Origin of the sequence: Streptosporangium sp. NPDC087985, assembly GCF_044741965.1 — a bacterium.
GTDB lineage: Bacteria > Actinomycetota > Actinomycetes > Streptosporangiales > Streptosporangiaceae > Streptosporangium.
In genome coordinates this window covers 124,311-151,306 of record NZ_JBIUTQ010000013.1, presented here as the reverse complement: position 1 = coordinate 151,306, position 26,996 = coordinate 124,311, and the positions used below count along the sequence as shown (strand labels likewise).

Annotated in this window: 23 protein-coding genes; 12 read left to right on the top strand and 11 right to left on the bottom strand. The window is 71.2% G+C overall.

The window, feature by feature from the left end:
* Window positions 1–19: 19 nt before the first annotated feature.
* The 7 genes from ACIN94_RS22720 to ACIN94_RS22690 all read left to right on the top strand — a co-directional run bounded on the left by ACIN94_RS22720 (window position 20) and on the right by ACIN94_RS22690 (window position 8,249).
* Window positions 20–934, top strand: a complete 915-nt coding sequence (locus ACIN94_RS22720) for a carbohydrate ABC transporter permease (RefSeq protein WP_400709137.1) — start codon at window positions 20–22, stop codon at window positions 932–934.
* Entirely contained in the window at window positions 931–1,812 is an 882-nt protein-coding gene (locus tag ACIN94_RS22715; RefSeq protein WP_400709134.1) for a carbohydrate ABC transporter permease, read from the top strand. The genes ACIN94_RS22720 and ACIN94_RS22715 overlap by 4 nt, the downstream gene beginning before the upstream one ends.
* A 100-nt stretch (window positions 1,813–1,912) precedes the next feature.
* Window positions 1,913–2,797, top strand: a complete 885-nt coding sequence (locus ACIN94_RS22710; RefSeq protein ID WP_400709131.1) for an NAD-dependent epimerase/dehydratase family protein — start codon at window positions 1,913–1,915, stop codon at window positions 2,795–2,797.
* Entirely contained in the window at window positions 2,798–3,673 is an 876-nt protein-coding gene (locus tag ACIN94_RS22705) for a 5-dehydro-4-deoxyglucarate dehydratase (protein ID WP_400709128.1), read from the top strand.
* On the top strand, window positions 3,670–4,761 hold the full coding sequence (locus tag ACIN94_RS22700) for a mandelate racemase/muconate lactonizing enzyme family protein (protein WP_400709125.1): 1,092 nt from the start codon (window positions 3,670–3,672) through the stop codon (window positions 4,759–4,761). The genes ACIN94_RS22705 and ACIN94_RS22700 overlap by 4 nt, the downstream gene beginning before the upstream one ends.
* Window positions 4,761–6,767 (top strand): DUF6807 family protein, encoded by a 2,007-nt coding sequence (locus ACIN94_RS22695; protein WP_400709122.1) that lies wholly within the window; start codon window positions 4,761–4,763, stop codon window positions 6,765–6,767. The genes ACIN94_RS22700 and ACIN94_RS22695 overlap by 1 nt, the downstream gene beginning before the upstream one ends.
* A gap of 177 nt (window positions 6,768–6,944) precedes the next feature.
* Entirely contained in the window at window positions 6,945–8,249 is a 1,305-nt protein-coding gene (locus ACIN94_RS22690; RefSeq protein WP_400709119.1) for an ABC transporter substrate-binding protein, read from the top strand.
* 109 nt (window positions 8,250–8,358) lie between these two features.
* Here the strand turns inward: ACIN94_RS22690 and ACIN94_RS22685 are convergent, their stop codons facing one another.
* Entirely contained in the window at window positions 8,359–9,120 is a 762-nt protein-coding gene (locus ACIN94_RS22685) for a hemerythrin domain-containing protein (protein WP_400709116.1), read from the bottom strand.
* A gap of 281 nt (window positions 9,121–9,401) precedes the next feature.
* On the opposite strand from ACIN94_RS22685, the gene ACIN94_RS22680 reads away from it, so the two are divergent.
* Entirely contained in the window at window positions 9,402–10,667 is a 1,266-nt protein-coding gene (locus ACIN94_RS22680) for an APC family permease (RefSeq protein WP_400709113.1), read from the top strand.
* A gap of 37 nt (window positions 10,668–10,704) precedes the next feature.
* Here the strand turns inward: ACIN94_RS22680 and ACIN94_RS22675 are convergent, their stop codons facing one another.
* Window positions 10,705–11,346, bottom strand: a complete 642-nt coding sequence (locus ACIN94_RS22675) for a response regulator (protein ID WP_400709110.1) — start codon at window positions 11,344–11,346, stop codon at window positions 10,705–10,707.
* Window positions 11,334–13,316 carry a histidine kinase gene (locus ACIN94_RS22670; RefSeq protein ID WP_400709107.1) on the bottom strand — a complete coding sequence of 661 codons (1,983 nt, stop codon included), beginning with the start codon at window positions 13,314–13,316 and terminating at the stop codon, window positions 11,334–11,336. Before ACIN94_RS22670 ends, ACIN94_RS22675 begins: the two co-directional genes overlap by 13 nt.
* A 146-nt stretch (window positions 13,317–13,462) precedes the next feature.
* Here ACIN94_RS22670 and ACIN94_RS22665 point away from each other — a divergent pair, with 146 nt between their 5' ends.
* Together ACIN94_RS22665 and ACIN94_RS22660 are read left to right on the top strand one after the other, a co-directional pair.
* Window positions 13,463–13,813, top strand: a complete 351-nt coding sequence (locus ACIN94_RS22665) for a hypothetical protein (RefSeq protein ID WP_400709104.1) — start codon at window positions 13,463–13,465, stop codon at window positions 13,811–13,813.
* A gap of 183 nt (window positions 13,814–13,996) precedes the next feature.
* A complete protein-coding gene (locus ACIN94_RS22660; protein WP_400709101.1) occupies window positions 13,997–14,701 on the top strand; it encodes a hypothetical protein in 705 nt (234 codons plus the stop codon).
* A gap of 99 nt (window positions 14,702–14,800) precedes the next feature.
* Here the strand turns inward: ACIN94_RS22660 and ACIN94_RS22655 are convergent, their stop codons facing one another.
* Both ACIN94_RS22655 and ACIN94_RS22650 read right to left on the bottom strand, forming a co-directional pair.
* A complete protein-coding gene (locus tag ACIN94_RS22655) occupies window positions 14,801–16,255 on the bottom strand; it encodes an aldehyde dehydrogenase (NADP(+)) (RefSeq protein WP_400709098.1) in 1,455 nt (484 codons plus the stop codon).
* Between the two features lie 151 nt (window positions 16,256–16,406).
* A complete protein-coding gene (locus tag ACIN94_RS22650) occupies window positions 16,407–16,700 on the bottom strand; it encodes a peptide deformylase (RefSeq protein WP_400709095.1) in 294 nt (97 codons plus the stop codon).
* A 148-nt stretch (window positions 16,701–16,848) separates the two neighbouring features.
* On the opposite strand from ACIN94_RS22650, the gene ACIN94_RS22645 reads away from it, so the two are divergent.
* A complete protein-coding gene (locus tag ACIN94_RS22645) occupies window positions 16,849–17,232 on the top strand; it encodes a VOC family protein (protein ID WP_400709092.1) in 384 nt (127 codons plus the stop codon).
* On the opposite strand, the gene ACIN94_RS22640 is transcribed toward ACIN94_RS22645, so the two are convergent.
* From ACIN94_RS22640 to ACIN94_RS22630, 3 genes are all read right to left on the bottom strand, one after another.
* A complete protein-coding gene (locus ACIN94_RS22640) occupies window positions 17,233–17,706 on the bottom strand; it encodes a hypothetical protein (RefSeq protein ID WP_400709089.1) in 474 nt (157 codons plus the stop codon).
* Between the two features lie 368 nt (window positions 17,707–18,074).
* Entirely contained in the window at window positions 18,075–20,288 is a 2,214-nt protein-coding gene (locus ACIN94_RS22635; protein ID WP_400709086.1) for an acyl-CoA dehydrogenase, read from the bottom strand.
* A 54-nt stretch (window positions 20,289–20,342) separates the two neighbouring features.
* A complete protein-coding gene (locus ACIN94_RS22630; protein ID WP_400709083.1) occupies window positions 20,343–21,275 on the bottom strand; it encodes a hypothetical protein in 933 nt (310 codons plus the stop codon).
* A 585-nt stretch (window positions 21,276–21,860) separates the two neighbouring features.
* On the opposite strand from ACIN94_RS22630, the gene ACIN94_RS22625 reads away from it, so the two are divergent.
* Window positions 21,861–22,793: a S1C family serine protease gene (locus tag ACIN94_RS22625; protein ID WP_400709080.1), complete on the top strand. Its 933-nt coding sequence runs from the start codon at window positions 21,861–21,863 to the stop codon at window positions 22,791–22,793.
* A 29-nt stretch (window positions 22,794–22,822) separates the two neighbouring features.
* On the opposite strand, the gene ACIN94_RS22620 is transcribed toward ACIN94_RS22625, so the two are convergent.
* The 3 genes from ACIN94_RS22620 to ACIN94_RS22610 form a co-directional block, all read right to left on the bottom strand.
* Entirely contained in the window at window positions 22,823–23,404 is a 582-nt protein-coding gene (locus ACIN94_RS22620; protein ID WP_400709077.1) for an OmpA family protein, read from the bottom strand.
* Window positions 23,388–24,053 carry a hypothetical protein gene (locus tag ACIN94_RS22615; protein WP_400709074.1) on the bottom strand — a complete coding sequence of 222 codons (666 nt, stop codon included), beginning with the start codon at window positions 24,051–24,053 and terminating at the stop codon, window positions 23,388–23,390. Before ACIN94_RS22615 ends, ACIN94_RS22620 begins: the two co-directional genes overlap by 17 nt.
* A 72-nt stretch (window positions 24,054–24,125) precedes the next feature.
* Entirely contained in the window at window positions 24,126–26,993 is a 2,868-nt protein-coding gene (locus tag ACIN94_RS22610) for a BTAD domain-containing putative transcriptional regulator (RefSeq protein WP_400709071.1), read from the bottom strand.
* Window positions 26,994–26,996: the final 3 nt, after the last annotated feature.

Sequence of the window (26,996 nt, the reverse complement as noted above, 5' to 3'; positions counted from 1 at the left end):
TCGGAAGGAGTTGCCGGCCATGACAATCACCACGGCGAATCCCCGGATACGCCGCCGTCCGGGCCGCGCGGCCCGGACGCCGTACCTGCTGATCGCCCCTGCGGTGGTCGCGATGCTCGGCTTCCTCGTCTACCCGATGGCCAGCGTCGTCTACTACAGCCTGCAGCACTACAACGTCACCAAGCCCTGGGACAACGGCTTCGCCGGGCTCGACAACTTCCGCAGACTGCTGTTCGAGGACCCGCTGTTCTGGCAGAGCCTCGGCTTCAGCGTCAAATGGGTCGGTGTCGAGGTGTCCCTGCAGCTGCTGTTCGGCCTGGCCCTGGCTCTGATCGTGAACGAGAGCTTCATCGGCCGGGGGCTGTCGCGGGCGCTGGTGTTCTCCCCCTGGGCGGTGTCCGGGGTGCTGACCACCGGCATCTGGGTGCTGCTCTACAACCCGACGACCGGCGTCTCGCGCTACCTCGCCGACCTGGGGATCATGCAGTACGGCGCCGCCCCGCTGGCCAACTCCGGCACCGTCTTCTGGGCCGCCGTGCTCGCCGAGCTCTGGCGCGGGGTGCCGTTCTTCGCCATCCTGCTCCTGGCCGACCTGCAGAGCATCCCCGGGGATCTGTACGAGGCGGCCTCGGTGGACGGCGCCTCGCGCCGGCGGCGGTTCTTCCACATCACGCTCCCCCATCTCAAGGACGCGATCGTCCTGTCCACGCTGCTGCGCTGCGTGTGGGAGTTCAACAACGTCGACCTGCTCTACACGCTGACCGGCGGAGGTCCGGCGCACGCGACGACCACGCTGCCGCTGTACGTGGCGGGCAAGGCCGTACAGTCCCACGACTTCGGGTACGGCTCGGCGCTGACGACCGCCGCCTTCCTGATCCTGACCTTCTTCTCGATCGCCTACCTGCGGCTGAGCAAGTTCGGAGCGAAGTCATGACAGTCCAGACGGTCCGACGGCCGCGCCTGGCCGCGTCCTCACCCGCGCCGGGGCCGCAGCGTCGGGAGAGGGACAGGGTCAGCCGCTGGCAGATCTGGGTTCCGCTCGGCCTCTACCTGCTGTTCACGCTGGTCCCCTTCTACTGGATGCTGGTGTTCGCGTTCCGGCCGAGGGGCTCGACCTCGCTGCTGCCCTGGCCGATCACGTTCGACAACTTCACGACCGTCTGGGACGAGCTCGGCTTCGCGGTGTTCTTCCGGAACAGCCTGATGGTCGGCGTCGCCTCGCTGGTCATGACCACCGTGATCGCACTGGCCGGCGGCTACGCCCTGGCCCGCTACGAGTTCCGCGGCAGGAAGCTGTTCATGCTCGGGATGCTCTGCACGCAGTTCATCCCCGGCGCGATGATGCTGATCCCGCTGTTCGAGATCTTCCGGACCCTCGGCCTGGTCAACTCGCTGTGGAGCCTGGTGATCGCCGAGACGGTCTTCCAGCTTCCGCTCTCCCTCATCCTGATCAGCGGCTTCATCAGGAACGTCCCGGTGGAGCTGGAGCAGGCCGCCTGGGTGGACGGCTGCGGCCGGATGCGCGCCTTCTTCGCCGTGGTGCTGCCGCTGCTGCGCCCGGCGCTGGTCGCGGTCGGATCGTTCGCCTTCATCCACAGCTGGAACAACTTCCTGTTCGCGCTGATGTTCGTCAACGAGCAGGAGAAGTTCACGGTGCCCGTCGGCCTCGCCTACACCCTGGGCGAGTTCAGCGTGGACTTCGGCGCGCTGGCCGCGGGCGGCGTCGTCGCCGCCGTGCCGGTCGTGCTGGTCTTCGCCGTCATCCAGCGCTACCTGGTGCAGGGCATGTCGGCCGGAGCGGTGAAGGGATGAGCGGCGGACGAGGAGCGGTGAGCGGAGTGGCAGGACGAGGAACGGGCCCGGCCGCGGAACGGACGGGGAGCGGTGAGCGACCGATGAAGGACGGCAACAGATGACACGGACTCTCGTCACCGGTAGCGCGGGACGGTTCGGCCGCAGCGTGGTCACCGCGCTGGCCGCGGCCGGGCACGAGGTGATCGGCGTGGACACCGCGCCGGGCACCCCCGCCGAGGCCGCCGCCGTGCTTCCCGCCGACCTGACCGACCTGGGCGAGGCCTTCGGCGTGATGTCGCGCTTCCGCCCCGATGCGGTGGTGCACCTGGCCGCGATCGCCACCCCGTTCAGCCGGACCGACTCCTTCACCTTCAAGGTCAACACCCAGCTCGCGTTCAACGTGTGCGAGGCGGCCGTCGGAGTCGGCGTCGAACGGATCGTGATCGCCAGCAGCCCCACGGTCATCGGGTACGGCACCGCGGGCTGGACCCCCTCCTACCTGCCGATCGACGAGGACCACCCGGTCGCCCCGTGGAACGCCTACAGCCTGTCGAAGCTGGTCGCCGAGCAGGTGATGGCCACGTTCGCGCGCAGCTCGAAGGCGATGCTCGCGGCGGTGCGGCCGTGCTTCGTCGTCGCCCCCGAGGAGTGGGCGGGCGCGCCCACCCAGTCCGGGCACACGATCGCCGAGCGGCTGGACCGGCCGGAGATCGCCGGGGTGTCGCTGTTCAACTATGTCGACGCCCGGGACGCCTCCGAGCTGGTGCTGACCCTGCTGGACAGGCTGCCCGAGCTGCCCAACGGCGAGGTGTTCTTCGCGAGCGCGGCCGACGCGCTGGCCCGTGAGCCCCTGGCCGAGCTCCTCCCCCGGATCAACCCCGTCACCGCAGGACTCGCCGCCGGCCTGACCGGCTCGGCCCCCGCCTTCTCCTCCGCCAAGGCCGGGCGGCTGCTCGGCTGGCAGGCCAGGCGGAGCTGGCGCACAGAGATTGGAGCACTGTAAATGAACCTCAGCGGAGTGCTGTTCTTCCCGGTCACCCCCTTCGACGCGGACGGCGCACTGGCCGGGGACGTGCTGGCGGAGCACCTGCGACGCAGCCTTGAGTACCGGCCGGGCGGTGTCTTCGTGGCCTGCGGGACCGGCGAGTTCTCCGCGCTGTCGGAGGCCGAGCACGCCGAGGCGGTGCGGATCGCGGTCGAGACCGTGAACGGCCAGGTGCCGGTGCTGGCGGGGGCCGGCGGCCCGATCGGCGCCGCGCTCGCCCAGGCCCGCGCGGCCAGGGACGCCGGGGCCGACGGCCTGCTGCTCATGCCGCCCTACCTGGTGAACGGCCCGCGCGAGGGCTTCGCGGCCTACGTCGCGGCGGTCGCCGAGGTGCTGCCGACGATCATCTACCAGCGCGGCTCGGTCGTGCTGGAGCCCGAGCAGGCCGTCGAGCTGGCCCGCATCCCCGGCGTGGTGGGGATCAAGGACGGCGTCGGCGACATCGACCGGATGCAGCGGATCGTGCTGGCCGTACGGGAGGAGCGTCCGGATTTCCTGTTCTTCAACGGCCTGCCGACGGCCGAGCTGACCATGCCCGCCTACCGCGGCATCGGTGTTGATCTGTACTCCAGCGCGGCGTTCTGCTTCGCCCCGGAGATCGCCACCGCCTACCTGAACGGCGACGAGCGGCTGATCAAGGAGTTCTACGCCCCGCTGGTACGGCTGCGCAACAAGGTGCCCGGCTACGCGGTGTCCCTGGTCAAGGCCGGAGTCCGGCATCGCGGGCTGGACGTGGGCGGGGTCCGTCCGCCGCTGGTCGAGCCCTCCGCCGAGCATCTCGACGAGTTCGTCCAGCTGATCAAGTCGGGCCTCGCCCTGGTGAACGGCCAATGACCACGGAGCGCCCCCGGGGCGGTGAACGAGCGACGATCACCGCGCTGTCGACGACACTGCGGACCGTGGCGCTGCCCCGCCCGTGGGGAGCGGACGTGCCCGCCAACCACGTGATCACCGTCGAGCTGACGCTGTCGGACGGACGCGTCGGGACCGGGTTCTCGTGGACCCCGCAGATCGGCGCCCACGCCGTGCGGGCGCTGCTGGACAACGACATCCGCGAGGCCGTCATCGGCCTCGAACCGCACCCGGAGGTGGTCTGGGACCGGCTCTGGCGGCACCTCAGGGAGGCGGGCGGCGGCGGACTGACCACGATCGCACTGGCCGGGGTGGACCTGGCACTGTGGGACCTGCGCTGCGGCGAGGCCGGTCTGGTCGAGACGCTCGGGCGGCGACGCGACAGCGTGCCGGTGTACGGCAGCGGCGTGAACCTGCACTACTCGGCAGAGGAGCTGGTCGCGCAGGCCGGACGGTGGCGCAGCGCGGGTTATCCGGCGGTGAAGGTCAAGGTGGGCCGCGACTCGCTGCGGGAGGACGAGGCCCGGGTCGCCGCGGTCCGCGAGGTGATCGGGCCGCACACGTTGCTCATGGTCGACGCCAACCAGCGCTGGGACCTGCCCAGGGCGCGGCGGGCGATCTCCGCCCTGGCGAGGTACGGCCTGCACTGGGTGGAGGAGCCGCTGCCCGCCGACGACGTGACCGGGTATGCCCGGCTGCGCTCCGCGGTGAACGTTCCGATCGCCGTCGGAGAGAGCGCCTATTCGATCTACGAGTTCCGGGACCTGCTGACCGCCGGGGCCTGCGACATCCTTCAGCCGAACGTGGTGCGGGTCGGCGGGATCACCCCGCTGCTCAGGATCGCCGAGCTGGCCAGGACGTTCGACGTGCCGGTCTACCCGCATCTCCTCCCGGAGATCTCCGGCCAGCTCGCACTGTCGCTGCCCCTGCCGTGCATGGCCGAGGAGGTCGAGGACGCCTCCTTCGCCGCCCTGGGCCTGCTCGCGGAGCCGTACCCTGTCTCGATCGGCAAGGGCGAGCTGCGGGTCGGAGACCACCGCGGCCTGGGACTGCGCTGGAAGGCGACGTGATGGGACCGGTTTCGGCGGAGAGGAACGCCTCGACGCGGCCCGGTGTCGTGAGCGAGGACGGCGAGACGGAACCGGCCTCCGCACGGCCCGGGGACGAGGACCGCGCGGCGCCGGTCCGGGTGGTGCTGGGCGGGGCGCACGGGCACGGCTGGTGGCACCTGGAGAACCTGCGGCGGCTCCACTCGGCCGGGATGGTCGAGCTCGTCGGAGTGTGCGACGTGCGGCCGGCGGAAGGGCTCCCGGACGGAGTGGAGTTCTCCGCCGACCTGGTGGAGCTGATCGGGCGGACCGGCGCCGAGGTGACGATCCTCTGCACGCCGATCCAGACCCACGCCGACCTGGCGGTCAAGGCGCTGCGCGCCGGGTCGCACCTGCTGCTGGAGAAACCGCCCGCCGCCACGTTCGCGGAGTACGAGCGGATCGCCGCAGCCGTCGCGGAGACCGGGCTGGCCTGCCAGGTGGGGTTCCAGAGCCTCGGCTCGGAGGCGGTCCCCGCGGTCCGGAAGATGATGGCCGACGGGGTGATCGGACGGATCGTCGGGATCGGCGCGGCGGGCGCCTGGGAGCGCCCCTACTCCTACTTCTCGCGGGTGCCGTGGGCCGGCAGACGCCGGCTGGACGGCGTGGACGTGGTGGACGGCGCGCTCACCAACCCGCTGGCGCACGCGACGGCGACCGCGCTCGCCCTCTCCGGTGCCGGGATCGACACGGCGGAGGTCGAGCTCTACCGCGCCAACGCGATCGAGGCGGACGACACCTCGTGCGTGCGGCTGCGCATGGACGACGGGACCACGGTGACGGTGGCGGTCTCCCTGTGCGCGGACCGGCGGCACGAGCCGTACCTGATCGTCCACGGCGAGACCGGGCAGATCCGGCTGACCTACACCGAGGACCGGGTCGAGATCGGCGGGAGCTCCGTGACGTATCCCCGGACCGACCTGCTGGAGAACCTGGTCGCGCACATCCGGGGCGGGGCCGAGCTGCTGGTCCCGCTGGAGCGGACCGCCGGGTTCATGCGGGTCCTGGAGGCCGTACGGCTGGCGCCCGACCCGCTGCCGATCGCCGAGGAGTTCCAGGAGGTCGGCGAGGAGCGACGGGTCCTGCCCGGGATCGCCCAGACCACGGCGGCGAGCGCGGAGCGCCTGGCGCTCTACTCGGAGCTGGGACTGCCGTGGGCTCCCGGCACCTCCGCGGCCGGGCCGGTGGGGCTCGACGTGTCAGGGGTGCGGGTGGCCGAGTACGTCGTGCGGGCGCAGGTGCCGCCGACGTCGTCGCCCCGGCCGTACCTGCATCCGGTGCGGACGCTGGGCGGGACGGTCGTGACCGAGGTCGCCCCCGCGGACCACGTGCACCATCTGGGGGTGAGCGTGGCGGTCTCCGACGTGGGGGGAGCCAACTTCTGGGGTGGACGCACCTACGTCCGGGACCGTGGACCGGCCTGGCTGGGAGACCACGGGACGCAGCGGCACCTCGGTTTCTCCTGGCGGGACTCCTCCGGTTTCGGCGAGTCACTGACCTGGGCGGGGCCGGACGGGACCGAGATCGCCCGCGAGGCACGGAGCGTCCGGGCGGTGGAGCTCGACGGGTGCTGGGCGCTCGACTTCTCCTTCTCGCTGACGAACCTCACCGGTGCTCCGCTGCCGGTACGGAGTTCGGCCACCAAGGGACGCGCCGGGGCCGGATACGGCGGGTTCTTCTGGCGGGCACCGGGGACGGCCCGGGAGCGGCGGGTCTTCACCCAGGACGCCGAGGGCGAGGACGCCGTCCACGGCTCCACGGCTCCCTGGCTCGCCATGTCTTCGGCCGACTGGACCCTGGTCTTCGTCCAGCGGGCGGACCCCTGGTTCGTCCGGGTCGTGGACTACCCCGGTGTGGGCCCGGCACTCGCCTGGGAGACACCACTGATCATCGATCATACTCTCGCCCGGAGGATCATCACCGTCGTCGCGGACGGCCCGCTGAGCCGCGGCGCCGCCGCGGCGCTCGCCACGGAGGTCTCGCGGTGAAGCGCGGAGGCCTCGCAGTGACGCGCGGCGGGCGGACCGACGGCGGCGGAGACGGTCCCTACCGCGACGGGGTGTCGGACGCCGGCCGGTCCGACGACGGGTCGGGCCATCCGGGATTCGAAGGTTTCACGGTTACAGCGATGTCGGGGGACATGACAGAGAGAGGTAGGAGTAGTAATGGCAGCACGCTCTAGGCGCCTGGCGATCCTGGCCACGGCGCTCATGCTCGGCACCGGACTGGCCGCGTGCGGGTCGGATTCCGCCGATGGCAAGACCGCGATCACTTTCTGGGACGACAACGGCGGTCCCGCCCGCACCCCGGTGTGGCAGCACATCATCGCCGAGTTCCAGAAGGAGAATCCGACGATCACCGTTAATTACGTCGGTATCCCGATTGCCCAGGTGCAGCAGAAGTACGACACGGCCATCGCCGGCGGCGGCCTGCCCGACGTGGGCGGCGTCACCACCGCGATGCTGTCCAGCCTGGTGGCCCAGAAGGCGCTGGATCCGGTGGACGACCGGATCTCCGGTGGCGCGCTGAACGGCAAGCTGAACGAACAGGTCGCCATGACCGTCAAGGCGACCGTGCCCGACGGCAAGACCTACATGGTGCCGCTCTCCACCAACATGGGCGTGTTCTGGTACCGGACGGACTGGTTCAAGGAGGCCGGGCTCGAAGCCCCCAAGAGCTGGGACGATTTCTTCGCCGCGACCGAGAAGCTGACCAACACCGCCAAGAACCGTTACGGCTTCACCATCCGCGGCGGTGCGGGCTCGATCGCGCAGATGATGGAGGTGATGTACGGCCAGTCCGGCATCACCGAGATCTTCGACGCCTCGGGCAAGGCGACGGTCAACGACCCGAAGAACGTGGCGGCACTTACGAGACTGGCCGGGCTGTACAAGAAGGTCACCCCCGAGGCGGACATCAGCAACGACTACGTGAAGATGGTCGCCCAGTTCGACGGCGGCACCGTCGCGATCATGCAGCACAACCTGGGGTCGTTCAACGACCACGTCAAGACGCTCGGCAAGGACAACGTCGCGGCCATGGCCGTGCCGAAGTCCGACACGGGCGTGCAGACGGTCCTGTCCAACCCGATCGCCGGGATCGGTCTGTTCGCGACCGGCGAGAAGAAGGACGCCGCCTACAAGTTCGCCGAGTTCGCCGCCTCCAAGGCGATGAACAGCTACTGGGCGGAGCAGACCGGCGTGCTCCCGGCCAACACCGACGTCAACGGGGAGCCCTGGATCCAGGAGCTGCAGCACATCGCCGAGGCGGTCAAGGTGCTCAACGACCCAGAGGCCAAGGTCGTGCAGATGCCGTACTACCTGCCGGAGTTCAACGCGATCACCAAGACCGACATGGAGCCGGAGTTCCAGAAGGTCCTGCAGGGCACGCTGCCCGCCAAGGACTTCCTGGACACGTTCGCGGCCAAGCTGACCGCCGCCCAGGCCTCCTACAAGGAGCGCAACGGCTGAGCCGCACCCCCTGACGCGGGCGCTCCCGTTCCCTGACCACGAGAGCGCCCGTCCCTCACACCCGGAAGGCTCTCGAGGGCCGTACGGAGCCTCCCGGAGGGGTGGAGCCTCACACCTTCGGGGTGAACCGGGCCAGGTCGTAGATCCCGAGGGTCTTCTCGATGTCGGCGACCTGGCCGACGACGCCGGTGAAGCCGCTTGAGCCGAAGCGGCGGTGCTCTTCGTCCTCGAAGATCTCGCCCAGTTCGAGGAACCTCCTGGGCGGGACGACGTCCCGGAAGGCGGGGAAGACGACGGTGTCCTCTCGCGCCTCGTGTGGCTCGTACATCCTGATGAACGCGGCCATGGCGGCGACCACATCGCGGCGGTCCCCCGTGCCGGGAGTCTTGGACGCGCCGGTCATATCCAGGATGCGGCCGGTCAGCACGCGTCCTCGCTGGTGCTGAAGCTCCAGGACGGGGACGGTGTCGGTGAGCTTGCCGGCCTTTTTCAGCGGAGGGAACACGTACTTCTCCTCCAGATGCTCGTGGTAGTCCTCAATGAAGCTGCGGATGATGCGTGCCCCGGCGTTCAGCGCCTGGGCCGGGACCTGCTCGCCGTTGCCGATCCGCCGGATCCCCTCCCGGTAGATCAGCAGGACGCGCTTGAGAACTCCGTGCTCGCGCATGAGGTCCTCCGGCGGTGTGACCGGCACCTCCGCCTGCGCGGGTGACGACTCCGCGGGTGACGACTCCGCGGGCGAGAACGCCCCGGCCCTGGCCCCGTCCGCCGAACCACCGCATGCGGTGAGGGTCAAACTCCCCGCCAGGGCAGCACCGGACAGCCCAAGCATCTCGCGCCGGCGCATCGCCGTCGCTTCCCGACCCCCCATGACATCCCCCGTCTGGCTGTACACCATCCTCGGCGGCGCACGGTCAGGCGGTGGAGCCCCATCTCCGCCTGGACGGCCCCGCCCCCTCGCGGGGCGCACACAGCCGGGGTCATTCCCTCGCGTCACGATCTCACGCGACCGCCCGGGTAATGCTCCCGCAAGCTGCGCGCACATCGCGACCACGGCTCCGTCGGCCCGTGCGGGGTCTGGGGTGACCCCCGCACACCACGCCCCGGTATCGTGACCCGATATCGAGTCCCGTTCCGCCTGGAAGGAAGGCCATGGCCGAAACACCGGCCGGAGCCGGGCAGCCGCGGCTGGAGCGCCGCCTGGGCCTGACGGACGCGGTGGTGATCGGCCTGGGCTCGATGATCGGAGCCGGGGTCTTCTCCGCGCTGACCCCGGCCGCGGTGGCAGCCGGCTCCGGCCTGCTCCTGGGCCTGGGGCTTGCGGCGGTGGTGGCCTACTGCAACGCCACCTCCTCGGCCCGGCTGGCTGCGCGCTATCCCGCCTCCGGCGGCACCTACGTCTACGGCCGCGAACGCCTGGGTCCCTTCTGGGGTTACCTGGCCGGCTGGAGCTTCGTGGTCGGCAAGACCGCCTCCTGCGCGGCGATGGCCCTGACCGTGGGCACCTACGTGTGGCCCGGGCACCAGCGGGAGGTGGCCGTGGCCGCCGTGGTGGCTCTGACCGCGTTGAACTACACCGGGGTGCGGAAGGCCGCATGGCTGACCCGCGCGATCGTCGCGGTGGTGCTCCTCGTACTGATCGCCGTGGTGATGGCCGGCCTGACGAGCGGGCAGGCGCAGGCGGCCCGGCTCGCCATCACCCCCGATGCGGGCGTGTCCGGCGTGCTGCAGGCAGCGGGCCTGCTGTTCTTCGCCTTCGCCGGCTATGCCCGCATCGCCACCCTGGGCGAGGAGGTACGGGACCCTGCCCGGACCATCCCCCGCGCGATCCCCATCGCCCTCGGCGTCACCCTGGTCGTCTACGCGGCTGTGGCCGCCACCGCCCTGGCCGTTCTCGGCCCCCAGCGACTGGCCGCCTCGGCCGCCCCGCTGGCCGAGGCGGTCGGTGCCGCAGGCATGCCGGCCCTGGCCCCCGTGGTCCGCGCCGGTGCCGCGATCGCCGCCCTCGGATCACTGCTCGCGCTGATCCTCGGCGTCTCCCGCACCACACTCGCCATGGCCAGAGACCGATACCTGCCACCCGCCCTGGCCGCCGTACACCCGCGCTTCACGGTGCCGCACCGGGCCGAGGTCGCCGTCGGCGTCGTCGTCTCCGCGCTCGTGCTGACCACCGACCTGCGCGGCGCGATCGGATTCTCCTCCTTCGGCGTGCTGGTCTACTACGCCATCGCCAACGCCTCCGCATGGACCCTGTCTCCCGGCGAGGGCCGCCCGCCCCTGGCCGTCCCCGTCCTCGGACTGGCCGGCTGCGTCGCCCTCGCCTTCAGCCTCCCGCCGGTCTCGGTGCTCTCCGGCAGCGCGGTTCTGGCGGCCGGCGCCGTCCTCTACGGAACACGCCGCGTACCGCGCCGCCGATGACCTCGTCCTGATGCTCGGTCACCCGGCCGTGACCGGCTCAGGATCGGTTGAGGTAGAGGAGGACGGCCAGCACCCGGCGGTGGTCTTCCGTGGAGTTGGCCAGGTCGAGTTTGGCCAGGATGGAGCTGACGTGCGTCTCCACCGTGCGGTCGGTGAGCCACAGCCGCCGGGCGATGCCGACGTTGGTGCGGCCCTCCGCCATCAGCGCCAGCACTTCACGCTCCCTTACGGTCAACGCCGCCAGGGGATCGGCTGCCCGGTGTCCGCCGATCAGTCGGGAGACGACCTCGGGATCGAGGGCGGAACCGCCGGCCGCCACCCGGCACAGCGCGTCGAGGAAGTCGTCCACGTCGAAGACCCGGTCCTTGAGCAGGTAACCGAACCTCCCCTGGGACACGAGATCGACGGAGTGCCGGGTCTCGACGTGCTGGGAGAGCAGGACGATCCCGAGTCGCGGGTGGGTGTCGCGGATCTTGCGGGCCGCCCGGGCGCCGTCGTCGGTGAGATCAGGTGGCATCCGGATATCGATGATCGCCAGATCGGGGTCAGCGGCCGAGACGGCGGCGATCAGGCCCGGGGCGTCCGGTGCCTTGGCCACCACGTCGTGTCCCGCGTCGGCGAGCAGACGGGCCAGCCCCTCCCGGAACAGAGCAGAGTCCTCGCCGATCACGACGCGCATGGCAGTACCGCCTCCACCAGAGTGCCGCCTCCCGCCGGGCTGGACAGCCGCAGCGCACCTCCGGCCGCATTGACCCGATCGGCCAGTCCGGCCAGCCCGTTGCCAGGGCGGATCGTGGCCCCGCCCGGCCCGTCATCGCTGATCTGTACGGTGACCCGATCGTGAATCCGGCTGACGCGGACGCCGATCGCGGCCAGGCCCGCGTGCTTGACCGCGTTGGTCATCGCCTCGCTCGCCACGTAGTAGGCGGTCATCGCCACGTCGTCGGGCAGGTCGTCGGCGGCCACGTCCAGCGTCACCGGCACCGGCACCTTGCCGGCCAGCATGGCCAGCGCGTTGCCGAGCCCGTCGTCGAGGCTGCTCGGCCGCAGGCCGTGCGCGATCTGCCGCAGCTCGATGACGGCCGCGGCCAGCTCGGCCACCGACTGGTCCAGCAGGTCGTCGACGTCGACAGTGCCGTCGGCGAGATGGCGTTGCGCCAGCCGGATCGCCATGCCCAGGGAGACCAGACGCTGCTGTGCTCCGTCGTGCAGGTCGCGTTCGAGGCGGCGCCGCTCCTCGTATCCGGCGTGCAGGAGCCGGGCGCGGCTGGCCTCGGCCTCGTCGAGCGCCCGATTGACCTCGATCCGCAGCCGGACCACCTCGACGAGCAGCGCGCTGACCGAGGCCAGCTCGCGCAGCAACTCCCTGCTGCCGCTGGTGCCGCGCACGATCGCGCCGATGTCGTGACCTCCGAGCCGTACCGGCGCCACGTGCGCCTCGCCCGGGTCGATCGGATCGCCTACCGCGTCGACCAGCGCGGATGTGCCGGGTAGCCGATAGCCGACGCGGAGCATCGGGTCGCGCAGCGCGGCGCGCAGCGTCGCCTCCAACTGCTCCGGCCGAGCCTGACCGGTGTGCGTACGGCTACGCAGTTCCTCGACCGCGATCAGCACGGCCTGTCGTGCGGGGTAGAACCGCCGGTCAACCCATCGCTGAAGCCGGGTACGGAGCGGGGACAGCGCGGCGGCGCAGACCGCGGTGGCCGCGGCGGCCGCGGCCGGTGAGGTCCGGCCCGCGCCGAGGCCGACCAGGAACGAGGCGACCGTGTAGAAGGCCAGCAGGACCGTGGTCACCAGGCCGTACGTGACAGCGGTGCTGATCGCCCGGTCGATGTCGTAGAGGTCGTGCCGCAGCACGGCGATCGCGGTCGCCACCGGAATCGCCAGGGCCATCCCCGCCAGACCGACGACCACCAGGTCCGGCCCGTCGAGGAACAGGTAGCTGGCCCAGCACAGCAGCAGCGTCAGCGGCAGGAAGGCGGCACCGAGCGCGAACCACTTGAGCTGCGCCCGCCTGACCTCGTCGGTCGCCCGGCGATAGCGGACCACCACCGCCGCCGCGGACGCGATCAGCAGTCCGAGGAAGACCGGCAACAGGGAGAGTCCGCCCACCTGCAGCACCGACACATAGGGCTCGGGGAGCCGCAGAAGGTGCGGCATGTCCTCGAACGGCGGCGCGTAGCGGCTGGGGTCGAACTCCGCGATCAGCATGAACACCGCCGGAACGATGAACAACCCGGCGGTCACCCAGCGCCAGCGCCGGCCCGGCAGTCGCCCGTCGGGAAAGACGATCATGAGCAGCGCGGCCGGTACGTACAGGAACATCCAGCCGCCCCGCGACAGCAGGACGTACAGCTCGGAGAACGGTAGGTCGGGCCGCCGTGTGAAGGCCGGCGGGTACAGATCGCTGACCGCGAGCCACACCGCCGTCATACCGACCAGCACGAGCAGCAGGCCGACCACACTGCCCGGCCGCCGGGCGGCGACCACCATGCCGAGCCCGACGGAGGGAAGCCCGAACGCCGCTCCGGACGCGAAGAGCATCATGGCGCCCCCGTCGTCGGCGAGCACGGCCAGCAACGCTCCGGCACCCGCCAGCAGGCACGCCAGGACCGCGGCGGCGGACGCGAGCAGACGGGGAGTTGCCACGCCTTCACGGTAGGCCCCGGGCGGCCGGAGATGAATACGTGCCAGTACGGAGAACGGATCCGAGGCAGCCCCGATCCGCGGAGCGGACCGCACGCCGAGACTGCGGACATCGGCACTTTCCCCATCCGATCTCACAGGAGAACCACATGGAGCGCTCCCGCGTTCTCGTCATCGGACTGATCCTCGCCGGCCTGCTCGGCCTCATCGACGTCGTCACGCTGCCCTTCGGCGACGGCGAGCACCCCCCGTTCGTGGTCGCCGTCGCGGGCGCCGTACTCGGGCTGATGACCCTGGGCGGCGTCGTGCTCGCCTGGCGTGGCAGCCGCGCCGGCGCGGTGACTGTGATCGTCACCAGGCTGCTGTCGGGGCTCAGCGCCGTGCCCGCGTTCTTCGCCGACGGGGTCCCCGGCGAGGCGATGGGCGCGGCCGCGGTCGGCATCGTGCTCACCCTCGGCTGCATCGCACTGGTCACGCCCGCGCTGCGGTCCCACGACTGAACCTCTTGTTCTCGCCGGCGCCGCTCACCGCGTGCCTTGTGGACGACGAGGCCGCCCAGGTCGCATCAGCGACTCCACGCTGTGGCGACGCCGAGGCCGTCCAAGCCCGGACCGCTTTCGCCTGGGCAGGCACCTGAACCCACCACAGATCCACCGAACGCTGGACTCACCCCAAGGAGAACCATGGAAACGTCACTTCCCCCTTCCGCGCCGTCCACCGGCTCACCGGCACCGGCGGACCCGCCGGTGCGGCGCAGCGTCCCACTCGCCCTGGCGCTGTTCACCGCACCATGGGGGTTCGTCGCCGCCAACGGCGCCTACGCGTGGGCCACCCGCGCTGGGGGAGACGACAGCACCGGTGCGGGGGCGCTCGCCCTGGCGGCGGCCCACCCCGGCCTGGATCGCTTCGCTACCGTCGCCGCGATGCTGGCGAGCCTGCTCATGGTCCCGGCGGTCCTCGGCGTCACGCGACTCCTGGCAGGCCGGAGCCCGAGACTCGGTGCCATCGGCGCGGCGCTCACCGGCGCTGGATACATCTGCTACTTCGGGATCAACTGCAGCGGATTCATCACCGTCGCCATGGCGGAGCACGCGGGCCCCACCGCGGATTACGCGGCCGTCCTCGACAGCAGCCAGAGCGACCCGTCGGTGCTGTGGGTGTTTCTCCTCTTCGTGCTCGGCAACCTGGTCGGCACGCTGCTGCTCGGGCTGGCCCTCCTGCGTAGCCACGCGATCCCGCTCTGGGCCGGCGCCATGGTCATCGCGTGGCCTGTGCTGCATGTGACCGGGCTCATTGCCGGCAGCGAGTGGTTCGAGGTCACAGGTGCGGTCCTGCAGGCGGTCGGCCTCGCCGTCGCCGGCCTGCGCCTCCTGGCCTCGCCCCGGTGATCGGTGACCGGTGACCGCCTCCCCAAGCGGTCACCGGCCACCGCAGCCCCGGCATCGTCGCAGCTCAGGCCGGGACTCCCACCCCGATACCGGTCCGCCTCACATCAGGACGCCGTCCACCCGGCGCGGGATGCCCAGCGGGTTGTCGTCACGCAGCTCCGGCGGGAGCAGCTCGGCCGGCCAGTCCTGGTAGGCGGTGGGACCCAGCCAGCGGCAGATCGCGGCGGCGCCGACCGAGGTGTGGGCGGCGGCCGTACTGGCGGGCCAGGGGCCTCCGTGGTGCATCGCCCAGCGGACGGCGACCCCGGTGGGCCAGCCGTTCCAGATCAGCCGTCCCGCCTTCCTGAGCAGCGAATCGGCGATCTCCCGCGCCTCCTCGGGGTCCGTCGCGTGGATCGTGGCGGTGAGTGAGCCCTCCAGCCGGTCCAGTACGGCGGGCAGCTCCGCCGGGTCGCCGTAGGTCACCACCACCGCGGCCGGGCCGAAGCACTCCTCCGCGATGCCGGGAAGGCCGGCGGCGAACGTGGCGAGGTCGGTGGTGAACACCTGGGGCGTCACCGCGAACGCGCCCTCCCCTGCCTGCCCCTCGGCCAGCGGGGTGAGCTTGCCGAGCCGGGTGATCCCGTTCAGGAACCCGTCCCGGATCCGCTCGGTCAGCATCGAGCCGCCCGTGGTCGTGGCGACCGCCTCGGCGATGGAGGTCAGCAGCTCGACGTCGTCGGGCACGAACAGCAGCCCGGGGTTGGTGCAGAACTGGCCGACGCCGAGGGTCAGCGAGGCGGCGAACCCCTGGGCGAGGCCGTCGCGGCGGGCCGAGGGCAGCACGACCACGGGGTTGACGCTGCCCAGCTCGCCGTAGAACGGGATGGGGTCGGGACGCTCGTCGATCAGCGCCTGGACGGCCTTCCCGCCGGGGACAGAGCCGGTGAACCCAACCGCGGCCACGGCAGGGTGCCGGGCCAGCCGGCGGCCCGCGTCGAGCCCGCGGACCAGCCCGAGGAGCGCGGGGTCGGGCAGAGCACCCTGGATGATCTTCTGTGACAGCTCCGACGTGCGCGGATGACCGTCATGGGCCTTGACCACCACCGGGCATCCGGCGGCCAGGGCGGAGGCGGTGTCGCCGCCCGCGACCGAGAAGGCGAACGGGAAGTTGCTCGCCGCGAAGACGCCCACGACGCCGGGCAGCGGGTGGTTCATCCGTCGCAGGTCGGGGACCGGCGGCTCGGCCGTCGCGTGGTCGATCACCGCCTCGACGTGCCCGCCGTCCCGCAGCACCTGGGCGAAGAGCCGGAACTGCCCGGCGGCCCGCGCGACCTCGCCGCGCAGCCGTACCTCGCCCAGCGCGGTCTCGGCGTCGGCGGCGCGCCAGAGCTCCTCGACGTTCGCCTCCAGGGCGGCGGCGACCGCGTCGAGGACGGGCGCCCTGTCGGCGGCGCGCCAGGCCGGTCCCGCCGCGTGAGCCGCCAGGACGACGGCGTCGACCTCCCCGTCCGAGGTGGGCGCGAGGGGATCGCCGAAGGATTCACCGGTCCGGGGGTCATATGAGTGGATCAACGGAAAGCCTTTCGTCACCTGAGGGCGGCCCCGCTGGGGACGCGGAGGCCACCTTCCTACGGTAAGCGCTTTCCAGTACAGAGGCCACTCTCGGGGTCCAGCACTGGTAAGCCCAGAAGGCGCGGGGTTGCTCGTTTGGCCTGTCTGGCCATCAGTAACTCCAGGTGGAGCCGGTGCCACGGTACTCCTCGACGGGGATCGGGTGAACGCCTGGGCGCATACGGTCGAGGTAGAGCAGCCCGTCGAGGTGATCGATCTCGTGCGCGACGAGCCGGGCGAGCCCGCGCTCGAACGTGGTGGTCACCGAAGCGCCGTCGAGATCGGTGGTGCTCACCTCGATCCACAGGGGGCGCGGGACCATGCCGCGCACGTCGAAGAAGGACAGGCAGCCTTCGTACTGCTCATCGACCTGTTCGGAGGCGGCGGTGACGACGGGGTTGAGCAAGACGATCGGCGCGGCGGCCGGGTCGGGGGGCAGGACGAGGTCTCAGTACCCCTCTCCTCGGACGAGGGAAACGGCGACAGGAGCGCCACGCACCGGGCGGAAGCCGCCGATGCTGTCTTTTCCCGAGGCCGTGGGAAAGAATCCCACCATGCCAATTGAGCTGAACCACACCATCGTGGCGGCCCGCGACAAGAGAGCGTCCGCCGAATTCCTGGCCACCATCCTGGGCCTTGAGGTTGAGGCGCCTTTTGGGCATTTCATCCCCGTCAAGACCAGCAACGGCGTCACCCTGGATTTCGCCGAGAGCCACGAGGAGCGGATCGCCTCGCAGCACTACGCCTTCCTGGTCTCCGAGGAGGAGTTCGACGCCATCTTCGGCCGGATCCAGCAGTCCGGGATCACCTACTACGCCGACCCCTTCCACCAGGAGGTCGGGCAGATCAACCACCGCGACGGCGGACGCGGCCTGTACTTCGAGGATCCGGACAGGCACAACCTGGAGATCCTCACCCGCCCCTACGGCAGCGGCTGATCACCGCTTACGCTGTCCGGCAGACGTGGACCGGCCGGCTCCGTCTCCGATCCGGCCGATCAGCACTGCCACGCGGACGTGTTCGGTGAACGGCTGGTGCTGCTCCAACGTGCGACGGATCTGCTCGGCGAAGAGTGGCCGTCGATCCGGCGCGGGCAGCTTGTCGACGGGAAGTGCCGAATAGACGCCGCCGACGATCTGGTCGAGGTCCAGCTCGTCGGTGTAGTCGACGCTGGTTTCGCTCACCTCGAACCCCGCGGCGGCCAGACTGTCGCGGTAGCGCCGCCGGCTCGGGTCATCGGTACCGCAGGTGCGGGTGGGCTTCTGGCCAAACCATTGCTCCAGGCAGCCGCGCAGCGCCTGCGACCACGCTGTGTCCTGCAACCACAACGGCGTTCCGTTGGTCACCACGGCCACACCGCCGCCGGGGCGTGCCAGCGGAACCAGCGCCCGGAACAAGATGCGTGTCCGCATGCGCCCACGGTACGATCGCCCTCGGCTGACTGAAACGCGTTCTAGTAGAGAACCTTTGTTCGGTGGACATCGCCAACAAGAACCTGTTTCAGCGAGGCATCCGCCGCCAGATCGCGCGGGCAGCACGCGCGTCGCCGCGAAGAACACCCGCAGCCTGCCGGGGACCCACACGGTCTCGGCGTCCGAGCGCAGCCCGGCGATCACCGCGTCGGCGACCTGGCCAGGGGTGGGAGACATGCCCTCGGTCATCCTGCCGACCACGAAGCCGGGCCGCACCACCATCACCCGGGCGCCCGATCCATGGAGAGCATCACAGGGGTGAATCCAGAAATAAACGGATACATCTGGAGTCACCCCGTTTCAGCTGGCTACCTGCCCGGTTCCGGGTCGCGGGGCAGCCCGAGCATGCGCTCACCGATGATGTTGAGCTGCACCTCGGTGGTGCCGCCGTAGATCGTCATCGCGCGGGTGGCCAGCACGGCGCGGTTCCAGTAACCCGCGTCGCCGAGCTTCATGTCGGCGGCGACCACGGCGGATGCCCCCATCAACCCCACCGCGCACTCCGAGACGTGCTGGGCGTGCGAGGTGGACAGCAGCTTGCGGACCGAGGCGTCGGCGCCCGGCTCGGCGCCGGTGAGCTGCTTCAGCGTCACCCGCAGGCCGAGGGCGTTGATCGAGTGGCCCTCGCAGACCACGCGGGCCAGTCCCTGACGCTCGAGGGGGGTGAGCTCGCGGCCGAGCCGCCCGGCCAGCCCGACCAGGTCGGGGACCGACGAGCCGGTGCCCCCGGAGCTCGCGGAGAGCGAGACCCGCTCGTTGGACAGGGTGTTGCGGGCGACCTTCCAGCCCTGGCCGACCTCACCGACGACCTGCTCGTCCGGGACGAACACATCGTCGAAGAAGACCTCGTTGAACAGGTTCTCGCCGGTCATCTCGGTCAGCGGCCGGACCATGACGCCCGGCACCTTCATGTCGACCAGGAAGTAGGTGATGCCGTCGTGCTTGGAACCCTCGGAGGAGTTGCGGGCGATGCAGATGCCCCACTCGGCGACGTGGGCCACCGAGGTCCAGATCTTCTGGCCGTTGAGCCTCCAGCCGCCCTCGACCTTCTCGGCCTTCATCTGCAGCGAGGCGAGGTCGGAGCCGGCGCCGGGCTCGGAGAAGAGCTGGCACCAGATCAGCTCGCCGCTCAGCGTGACGGGCAGGAAGCGCTGCTGCTGTTCGGGTGTGCCGTACGCGGCGATCGACGGGACCACCCAGGCACCGATGATCATCTGGGGCAGCCTGACCCGGGCGGCTCTGAGCTCCTGGAAGATGAGCACCTGCTCCAGCGGCCTGGCGTCGCGGCCCCACGGCCTGGGCAGGTGCGGCATGACATAGCCGGCCTTGGCCAGCGCCTGTCTCTGCTCCCTGCCCTCCAGCTTGGCGATCTCGGCGATCTCCGCCCGGATCTCCTCACGCAGCGCGGCGGCGTCGTCCGGCAGGTCGATCTCCATCTCCCTGCTGACGCCCGCCAGCGCCAGCAAGGCGACGGACTCGGCCCAGTCGGCGGAGGAGCCGAGCAGCGCGCGCAGGGTCAGCGCGCGGCGGTAGTAGAGGTGGGCGTCGTGCTCGTAGGTGTAGCCGATACCGCCGAAGATCTGGATGGCGTCCTTGGCGCACTGCACCGCGGCGTCGGGGGCGACCACGCCGGCGATCGCGGCGGTGTAGGCGGCCTCCCCTCCGGCCGCGTTCTCGGCCGCGGCACGGGTGGCGTCCCACACGGTGGCGCGGGCCTGCTCCAGCGCGACGAGCATCCGGGCGGCCTTGTGCTTGACGCCCTGGAACTGACCGATCGGGCGGCCGAACTGCACGCGTACCTTGGCGTACTCCGCCGCGGCGTTCACGCACCACGACGCGACGCCCGAGGCCTCGGCACCGAACAGGACCGCGGCGAGGTTGAGGACGCCGGGGCGCTCCAGCCCGTCCAGCACCCGCCCCGCCGGTACGGTCACCGCGTCCAGCTCCACCCTGGCCACACCGCGGGTGAGGTCAAGCGAGCCGACCGGGGTGACGGTGACCTGCGAGGCGTCCAGCGCGACCCATTCCTCTCCCCTGTCGGTGTGGACCGGGAGGACCAGGACATCGGCGAGCGCACCGCCCAGGACCGGCTCGGTGACGCCGCCGATGGTCAGCGTGCCGTCCTCCCCCCGGCTTCCGGTGATCGAACCGGTCAGGGCGACCGCACCGGTCAGCGTGCCGTCGGCGAGGCCGGGGAGAAGCTCGGCGGGTGCCTTGCCGTCGGAGGCCATGATCGCCGCACTGGCGAACACGGTCGGGACGTAGGGGCCGGGGGCGACCCGCTCGCCAAGGACCTCGATGGCGACGGCGGCCTCCAGCAGGCCGTACCCGCTGCCGCCGTGCTCCTCCGGCAGGTGAAGGCTGAGGAGTCCCTGGTCGGCCAGACCGGACCAGAAGGCGGGGCGCTCCTCGTTCTCGGCCGCGATGGCCACGCGCACGACCTCGGACGGGATGTTCCGCTCCGCCCAGCCGGTCACCGACTCGCGGAGCGCCTCGTGTTCCTCGCTCAACCCGATCGCCATGAAAGCCTCCAGAAAAGGTTCAGTGACAGAACCATATTCTGGAATGTACTTCCATCACAATGCGCGGACGCTTGCCACCAAGGGTGCGATATCGGCCCAGAGCTGCTTATGCGTGTCCGGCACGGTCACGAAGAGCATGGCGGGCCTGCTACGGCCCACGTCCAGCAACGCGAGCGCCGCCTGCGAGGTACGCCGCTCCCCCTTCACCTGATAGGTCACCTGGTAGCCGAACGTCCAGCCCTTGCCCTCGGCCGGCTCCTGTGAGGCGGTCCAGGCGACCTTGCTGCCCGCCGGATAGTGGTTGCGGACCGTCCACCTGACCGCGCTCAGCGCCGCCTTGCGGAAGTCGGCGCCGGTCTCCAGCGCGGTGGCGGGCGCCGCCCCGGGCAGCGGACCGGAGACGGCCATCGTGGGCGGCAGCCGGACCGTTCCCACCTGCTGGCCGACGGTGAAAGACGGGATGGCCGCGAACGTCCACGGCTTGCCCAGCCTGGCGTAGGTGATCGCGGCCCTGACATCGGTCACCGCGCCCAGCACCGGGCTCGGCGTGCCGGGCAGCGCCTCCAGTGCCCTCACCCTGGGCAGACCGGGCAGCGTGATCGTGGGCACGGCCCGAGGGGGCATCGACTCGGTGGCCGCGTCGGCCTGCGGGAGCCGTACGGAGTCACCGGGCTCGTCTCCGGAGAACAGCACGAAGGTCAGGACGGCCGCGGCGGCGATGACGACGGCGGCTGCGACGCTGTAGGCCGCCCGGAGCCCGGTGTTCCCCCGGTGCGCGGCGTTCCCCCGGTGCCCGGTATTCCCCCGGTGCGCGGGCGAGCCGGACCGCTCGGCCGCACCGGCCGGGCCTGCGCCACCGGTCGCATCTCCCTGTGAGAAAGCCGGGCTCGGCTGAGGGAACGATCCATCGGGATCGATCCGAGGGACGAGCACGGTCTCCTCACCGTCCCCGATGGGGAAGCGCCGCGGCACCCGGGTGCCGATCATCGCGCCGTCTCCGTCGCGGATAGCGGGCAGGGGTGCTGTGAGCGCCTCGTAAGAGGGAACATATCCCTCCTGAGAACGCCCGGAGGAGTTTCCACCAACGTCCGCCATAGCCGTCACATTACGTCACCTGCCCTAATCGATATACCGTGTCACAATTTCACTTGAGCCATGAGGTGGCCATTTTCCCTGGTAGCGACGTTCCTCTCCAATAAATAGAACATCGCTCTGCACGACCGCGCCCATGAGGGCCCTCCACGAGATCGGTTGCCGCACATCCCCCCGGGAAGCTCAGACGGAGCAGTCTCCGGCAGACGTATCTTCCGCTGTGAGCTGGGAAGATATCCCTGCATGGGGGGATCAACTTCACGTATCGCACTGTTCGCCGCCGCTGCCATAGCGCTCGCCGGCTGTGGCCAGACCCCGCGATCACAGCTGTCCGGCGCCTTCACCGACGCGCCCAGCGCCTCGGCCCCGGCCTCGGCTTCCCCCCCGGCCTCGGCCCCGGCTCCGTCGCAGCCCCCATCGCCGGCTCCGTCGCACCCATCCCGGGCCCCGTCTCGGGCCCCACTGCAGGCCCCGGACGACGTGGCGGCCCTGGAGGGGCGGTACGAGCAGGTCATCGCGAGGGTGCTGCCCTCCATCGTGCAGATCACCACGGGCAACGGCCTCGGTTCGGGCGTCATCTACGACGGCGCCGGGCACATCATCACCAACGCCCACGTGGTCGGCCGGGCCAAGCGTTTCCAGGTGACGCTCGCCAGCGGCGGCGCCCCTCGCACGGCGAGGCTCGTGAAGTCCTTCAACCTCGGCGACCTGGCTGTGATCAAGGTCGACGATCCCACCGACCTCAAGCCGGCGGTGTTCGGCAACTCCACCCGGCTACGGGTCGGTCAGATCGTGCTGGCCATGGGCAACCCGCTGGGACTGTCCGGCAGCGTCACCAACGGCATCGTCTCCGCGCTGGGCCGTACGATCAGCGAGCCCACCGACAGTGAATCCCCCGGCGCCACGATCACCGGCGCCATCCAGACCTCGGCCGCGATCAACCCGGGCAACAGCGGCGGCGCCCTGGTCAATCTCTCCGGCGAGGTCATCGGTATCCCGACCCTGACCGCCATCAACCCCGAACTCGGCGGGGGGCAGGCCCCGGGCATCGGTTTCGCGATCCCGTCCAACATCGTCACCAGCATCGCCCAGCAGATCATCAAGAGCGGCAGGGTCACCAACACCCACCGGGCCGCTCTCGGCGTCACCGTGCAGACGGTGGTCGACAGCGACGGCCAGCCGGTGGGCGTCGGCGTCGCACGCGTGTCCCCGGGCAGCGGTGCCGCTCAGGCCGGGATCAAGCCGGGCGACGTGATCATTTCGATCAACGGCACGCCCACCCCGATGACGCAAGCCCTGTCGGAGGTCCTCGCTCCCCTCAGTCCCGGCGCGGAGGCCAAGGTCGAGATCCAGCACCCCAACGGCTCCACCTCCACGGTCACCGTGCGCCTGAGTGAACTCCCCGGCGGCTGACCGGAGCATGGTGGATCCCCGGCCCGAGCTCATCTGGCGGTGAAGACGATCTCGACGCGGCGGTTCCTGGCCCGGTTCTCCTCGACCGGCTTACCGTCGACGATGTTGGGCACCTTCGGCCGCCGTTTACCGAAACCGGTGGCCTGGAAGGTCACGCCCTGCCCGGCCAGCAGCCTCCGCAGCCCTTCCTGTACGGCCTGCGCCCGCCGCAGGGACAGCCGGTCGTTGTAGGCGTCGGCCCCCTGGTCGTCGGTGTGCCCCATGATCTTGATCAGGCCTCCGGCCGACTCTTTCTTGATCTTGTCGGCGACCTCCCCCAGCCGTACCGCCGCCTTGCCCGTCAGCGCGGCCCTGTCGAGGGCGAAGAGCACGTCGCTGGTGAGTGCCAGGGTGACCGTCTCCCCCTGCTTGGACTCGCTCTCACTGCCGTCCAGCGACTCGATCTCGGCCAGGATGTCGTCGACCGGCAGGATGAGGTCCTGTACCGGCGCGGTGACGTCGGCCGGCGGGTCCGGCTCCGCCCACGCCGTCGCCGCAGCCCCGGCGACGAGCCCCATGGCCAGCGCCGCGGCGCCCAGGGAACGCCATAGGGGCTCAGGAGATCGGAACATCGGCGAACATCCCAAGGACCGGGAACTCCACGTTGATCTTCCGCACGTCCGGCGGCGGCGCGGCGTACGTCGCGTACAGCGGGAGGACCTCGCCGGGCTTGGTCCTGGGGTCGTAGTCCGAGCACACGCACTTGGCCGTGGCCCGGTCACCGGTACGGGCAACCCGGTAACGCTTGGCGTTGACGGGGTCGACGAGACTCACCCCGGCCACCGTCAGTCCGAGATAGGCGGGTGTGTCCCCCAGGTCGTTGCTCATCTCCCAGTCGGTGTCACCGGTGTTGGTGATGGTCCAGCTCAGCGTGACCAGCCGCCCCTGCCGCCGGAGACCCGTGATGTCCACGGTCAGCTCGGCTCCCCCGGCCTTGACGTCGCGGGTGGCGATCACTTCCCCCTGCTGGGACGGCGCGCTCGCCGACGCCCCGGGCGGAGTCTGGTCCTCCGACGCCCCGGGCGGGGCCTGGCTCTCGGACGCCCCGGGCGGGGCCTGGCTCTCGGACGACGACGCGCCGGTGGCGCCCGTCCCGGAAGCCTGCTGGGACTGGCGTTCCTGACCGCCGTCGCCCAGCTGCCGTCCGTCGAGCACGCCGCACGCCGTCAGGGCCACCACCAGTCCGGGGGCGGCCACGGCCAGCGCGATCTTCCTTCGCATCCTCTGTCACCTCTGCTTGTCGGGGGTTGGACATGAATGTAGGGAGTCGACCTTCAGAATCCGTATAGTCCGCTATGACCACAGACCGCGGCGCCGGCGTGCCTCCCGCGCGAGTTCCGCCGCCTCGGCCGAACCGTGCCGGTCGCCGAGGGTATCGAACGCCTCCGCGGCCCTGGAAATCACAGCAGACGCCCCGTCGACCTCATCGATGTCGAGATCCGCACCGGCCATGACCAGCAGCGTGTGGGCGGCCCCCCTGCGGTCGCCGTACTCCTTGAAGATCGCCAGAGCCTCCGCCGCCCCCGCCCGCGCCGCCACCGGCAGTCCCTCGGCGCGCGCCACCCGGGCCAGCAGCACGAGGTCCGATGCCTCGGGCAGCCGGTCCCCCAGCCGCCGGTCGACGCGGAGGGCGCGTTCGGCGCAGTCGCGGGCGGCCGGCAGGCGCCGCCGGTCCAGGTGGAGAAGGGCCAGTTCACGCAGGGCCGCCGCCTGGCCTCGGGGATCGCCCAGCTCCCGGTAGGCATCGAGGCCGGCCGTCAGCAGATCCTCGGCCCGCCGTACCGAGCCCAGTGAGCGCAGCGCGTCCGCCCGGCCACGGACGTCACCGGCCGACTCGAACGCGGCCAGACACTCCGCCAGGGACCGCTCCGCTTCGGCCGGACGGTCCTGGGCGAGGAGGACCAGACCGAGCCGGTAGCGTGCCCGGGCCTCCTCGGCCCTGTCTGCGAGATCCCGGAAATGGGACAGCGCCGTCTGGAGCGCCCGCGCGGCGTCGTCCAGGCGTCCCTCGATCCGGTACAGGTCTCCCAGTGCCCTCAGCAGCAGCGCCTCGCCATGACGGTGACCCGCCAGCCGCGCCGCCTCCAGCCCGACCCGGCTCGTCGCGTGCCAGTCCTCGTGGTGCGCGCGCAGTTCGAAGAACGGCGTCAGGTAGAACGCCAGCCGCCAGGCGGCCTCGGCCAGACCCGCGCGGTGGAAGTCCGCGACGGCGGCGACCAGGAACCCCCGTTCGGCCGCGAGCCACCGGGCCGACTCACGCAGGTGCGTCATCTCCATGGCCGCGCTCTGCTCCGCCGTACGGGCGAGGGTCCGGCCGGTGCCCGGCTCGGCGGGCAGCAGCAGGGCACGGGCCCGCCGGACCCGCTCCAGGACCTCACGTGCGAGCACGGCGAGCACCCCTGCCGCCGCACCCTCCTCCTCGGCGAGGCGTTCGGCGGCGTAGAGCCGGGTCAGATCATGCCGGCCGTACCGCTCCTGGCCCGCGTCGTCCAGCCCTCGCGCCTGGAGCAGGCCGGCCCCTGCCAGTTCCTCCAGGATCCGGTCCACCCGCGGGCCGCCGGACATCGCGGCGGCGGCCCACGGCGCCACGTCCGGCGCCGACAGTGCCCCCAGTCGCCGCAGCAGCCGCTGTTCCTCCGCCGCCAGGCCCCGGTAGCCGAGACCGAGACTGCTCCGCACCGCCAGGTCTCCCGCAGCCAGCTCATCCAGGCGCACGCGCTCGTCACCCAGCCGCCCGGCCAGGTGTTCCAGCGTCCAGCCCGGCCGCCTGGCCAGCCGGGACCCCGCGATCCGCAGCGCCAGCGGAAGCCCGCCGCACAGCTCGGCGATCCGCCGGGCGGCCCGCGGCTCAGCCCGCACGCGCGGTTCCCCCGCCACCCTGGCCAGCATCTCCACCGACTCGGCGGGGTCGAGCACGCCGAGCTCGAAGGCGCGGGAGGCCTCCAGCCCGTACAGCGGGGATCTGCTGGTCACCAGCGTCAGGCACCCCGGCCCCGTCGGCAGCAGCGGCCTGACCTGGGCCTCGTCCGCGGCGTCGTCCAACACCACCAGCAGCCGCCGGGTGGCCACCATGCTGCGGTAGAGCCGCACCCTGTCCTCGATACCGGCGGGAACGGCACCTTCGGGACAGCCAAGCGAGCGCAGCAGGTCCTCCAGTACGGCGCCCGCGCCGACCCGCCGGTCACCCGTACGCAGCGCGGCGTACAGGCGGCCGCCAGGGAACTCCGCGCCCAGCAGCGTGGCCGCGTGGACGGCCACCGCGCTCTTGCCCGAACCAGCGGGGCCGTGCAGCACCAGATGCACCGGCGCACCACCGGCGGCGGGCACCTCGCCGGCGATCCAGCTCAGGACCTGCGTGCGGCCGGTGAAGTCGGCGATGTCAGGCGGCGTCTCGTGCGGCGCCTCCTGTGTGCGGGCACCGGGCCCCCAGCTCTCTCCCGCCAGCACGCTGTCGTGGGCCGCCCGCAGCTCGGGACCCGGCTCCAGCCCCAGCTCCTCCACCAGTAAACGTCGGGCGTCCTGGTAGGCCGTGAGCGCCTCGGAACGCCTCCCGCCCCGGTGCAACGCGAGGATCAGCTGCCCCCAGGCGCGTTCCCTGAGCGGGTAGGCGGCCACGAGGGCACGGAGCTCGCCGACGACCTCGCCGTGACGTCCGAGTGCGAGGTCGAGATCGATACGTTCCTCGGTCGCGCCGAGGCGCAGCTCTTCGAGGCGTACGGCATGCGTCCGCCTCAGCTCACCGGAGTCGACGTCGGCCAGCGCCGGTCCGCGCCACAGTCCCAGGGCGGCACGTAGCTCGTCGGCGGCCTCGGCCGCCCTCCCTGCCTCGCGGCCCCGGCGTGCCCGCTCCACCATGCGGTCGAACCGGTACGCATCCACCTGGTCGGGGGTGACGGCGATCAGGTAGCCACCGGGGGCCGTGCGGATGGTCTCGGCCCCGACCAGACGGCGCAGTGCGCTCACATAGACCCGCAGCACCTGCTCGGCGGAGGCCGGTGGGTTCTCGCCCCACACCGCGGTGACCAGCCGGTCGAGCGTCACGACGTGCCCCGCGCGCAGCAGCAGGGCGGCCAGGAGCGCGCGGTGCTTGGCCGGACCGGGCGGTGCCAGGATCCGGTCACCGTCAAGGATCTGGAGGGGGCCGAGCAGACCGAACCGCACGGG

Bases quoted from the DNA above. Each gene is read 5' to 3' on its own strand.
- ACIN94_RS22720 (WP_400709137.1), top strand. From the start codon at position 20: ATGACAATCACCACGGCGAATCCCCGGATACGCCGCCGTCCGGGCCGC.
- ACIN94_RS22715 (WP_400709134.1), top strand. From the start codon at position 931: ATGACAGTCCAGACGGTCCGACGGCCGCGCCTGGCCGCGTCCTCACCC.
- ACIN94_RS22710 (WP_400709131.1), top strand. From the start codon at position 1,913: ATGACACGGACTCTCGTCACCGGTAGCGCGGGACGGTTCGGCCGCAGC.
- ACIN94_RS22705 (WP_400709128.1), top strand. From the start codon at position 2,798: ATGAACCTCAGCGGAGTGCTGTTCTTCCCGGTCACCCCCTTCGACGCG.
- ACIN94_RS22700 (WP_400709125.1), top strand. From the start codon at position 3,670: ATGACCACGGAGCGCCCCCGGGGCGGTGAACGAGCGACGATCACCGCG.
- ACIN94_RS22695 (WP_400709122.1), top strand. From the start codon at position 4,761: ATGGGACCGGTTTCGGCGGAGAGGAACGCCTCGACGCGGCCCGGTGTC.
- ACIN94_RS22690 (WP_400709119.1), top strand. From the start codon at position 6,945: ATGGCAGCACGCTCTAGGCGCCTGGCGATCCTGGCCACGGCGCTCATG.
- ACIN94_RS22685 (WP_400709116.1), bottom strand. From the start codon at position 9,120: ATGGGGGGTCGGGAAGCGACGGCGATGCGCCGGCGCGAGATGCTTGGG.
- ACIN94_RS22680 (WP_400709113.1), top strand. From the start codon at position 9,402: ATGGCCGAAACACCGGCCGGAGCCGGGCAGCCGCGGCTGGAGCGCCGC.
- ACIN94_RS22675 (WP_400709110.1), bottom strand. From the start codon at position 11,346: ATGCGCGTCGTGATCGGCGAGGACTCTGCTCTGTTCCGGGAGGGGCTG.
- ACIN94_RS22665 (WP_400709104.1), top strand. From the start codon at position 13,463: ATGGAGCGCTCCCGCGTTCTCGTCATCGGACTGATCCTCGCCGGCCTG.
- ACIN94_RS22660 (WP_400709101.1), top strand. From the start codon at position 13,997: ATGGAAACGTCACTTCCCCCTTCCGCGCCGTCCACCGGCTCACCGGCA.
- ACIN94_RS22645 (WP_400709092.1), top strand. From the start codon at position 16,849: ATGCCAATTGAGCTGAACCACACCATCGTGGCGGCCCGCGACAAGAGA.
- ACIN94_RS22640 (WP_400709089.1), bottom strand. From the start codon at position 17,706: ATGCGGACACGCATCTTGTTCCGGGCGCTGGTTCCGCTGGCACGCCCC.
- ACIN94_RS22635 (WP_400709086.1), bottom strand. From the start codon at position 20,288: ATGGCGATCGGGTTGAGCGAGGAACACGAGGCGCTCCGCGAGTCGGTG.
- ACIN94_RS22630 (WP_400709083.1), bottom strand. From the start codon at position 21,275: ATGATCGGCACCCGGGTGCCGCGGCGCTTCCCCATCGGGGACGGTGAG.
- ACIN94_RS22620 (WP_400709077.1), bottom strand. From the start codon at position 23,404: ATGTTCCGATCTCCTGAGCCCCTATGGCGTTCCCTGGGCGCCGCGGCG.
- ACIN94_RS22615 (WP_400709074.1), bottom strand. From the start codon at position 24,053: ATGCGAAGGAAGATCGCGCTGGCCGTGGCCGCCCCCGGACTGGTGGTG.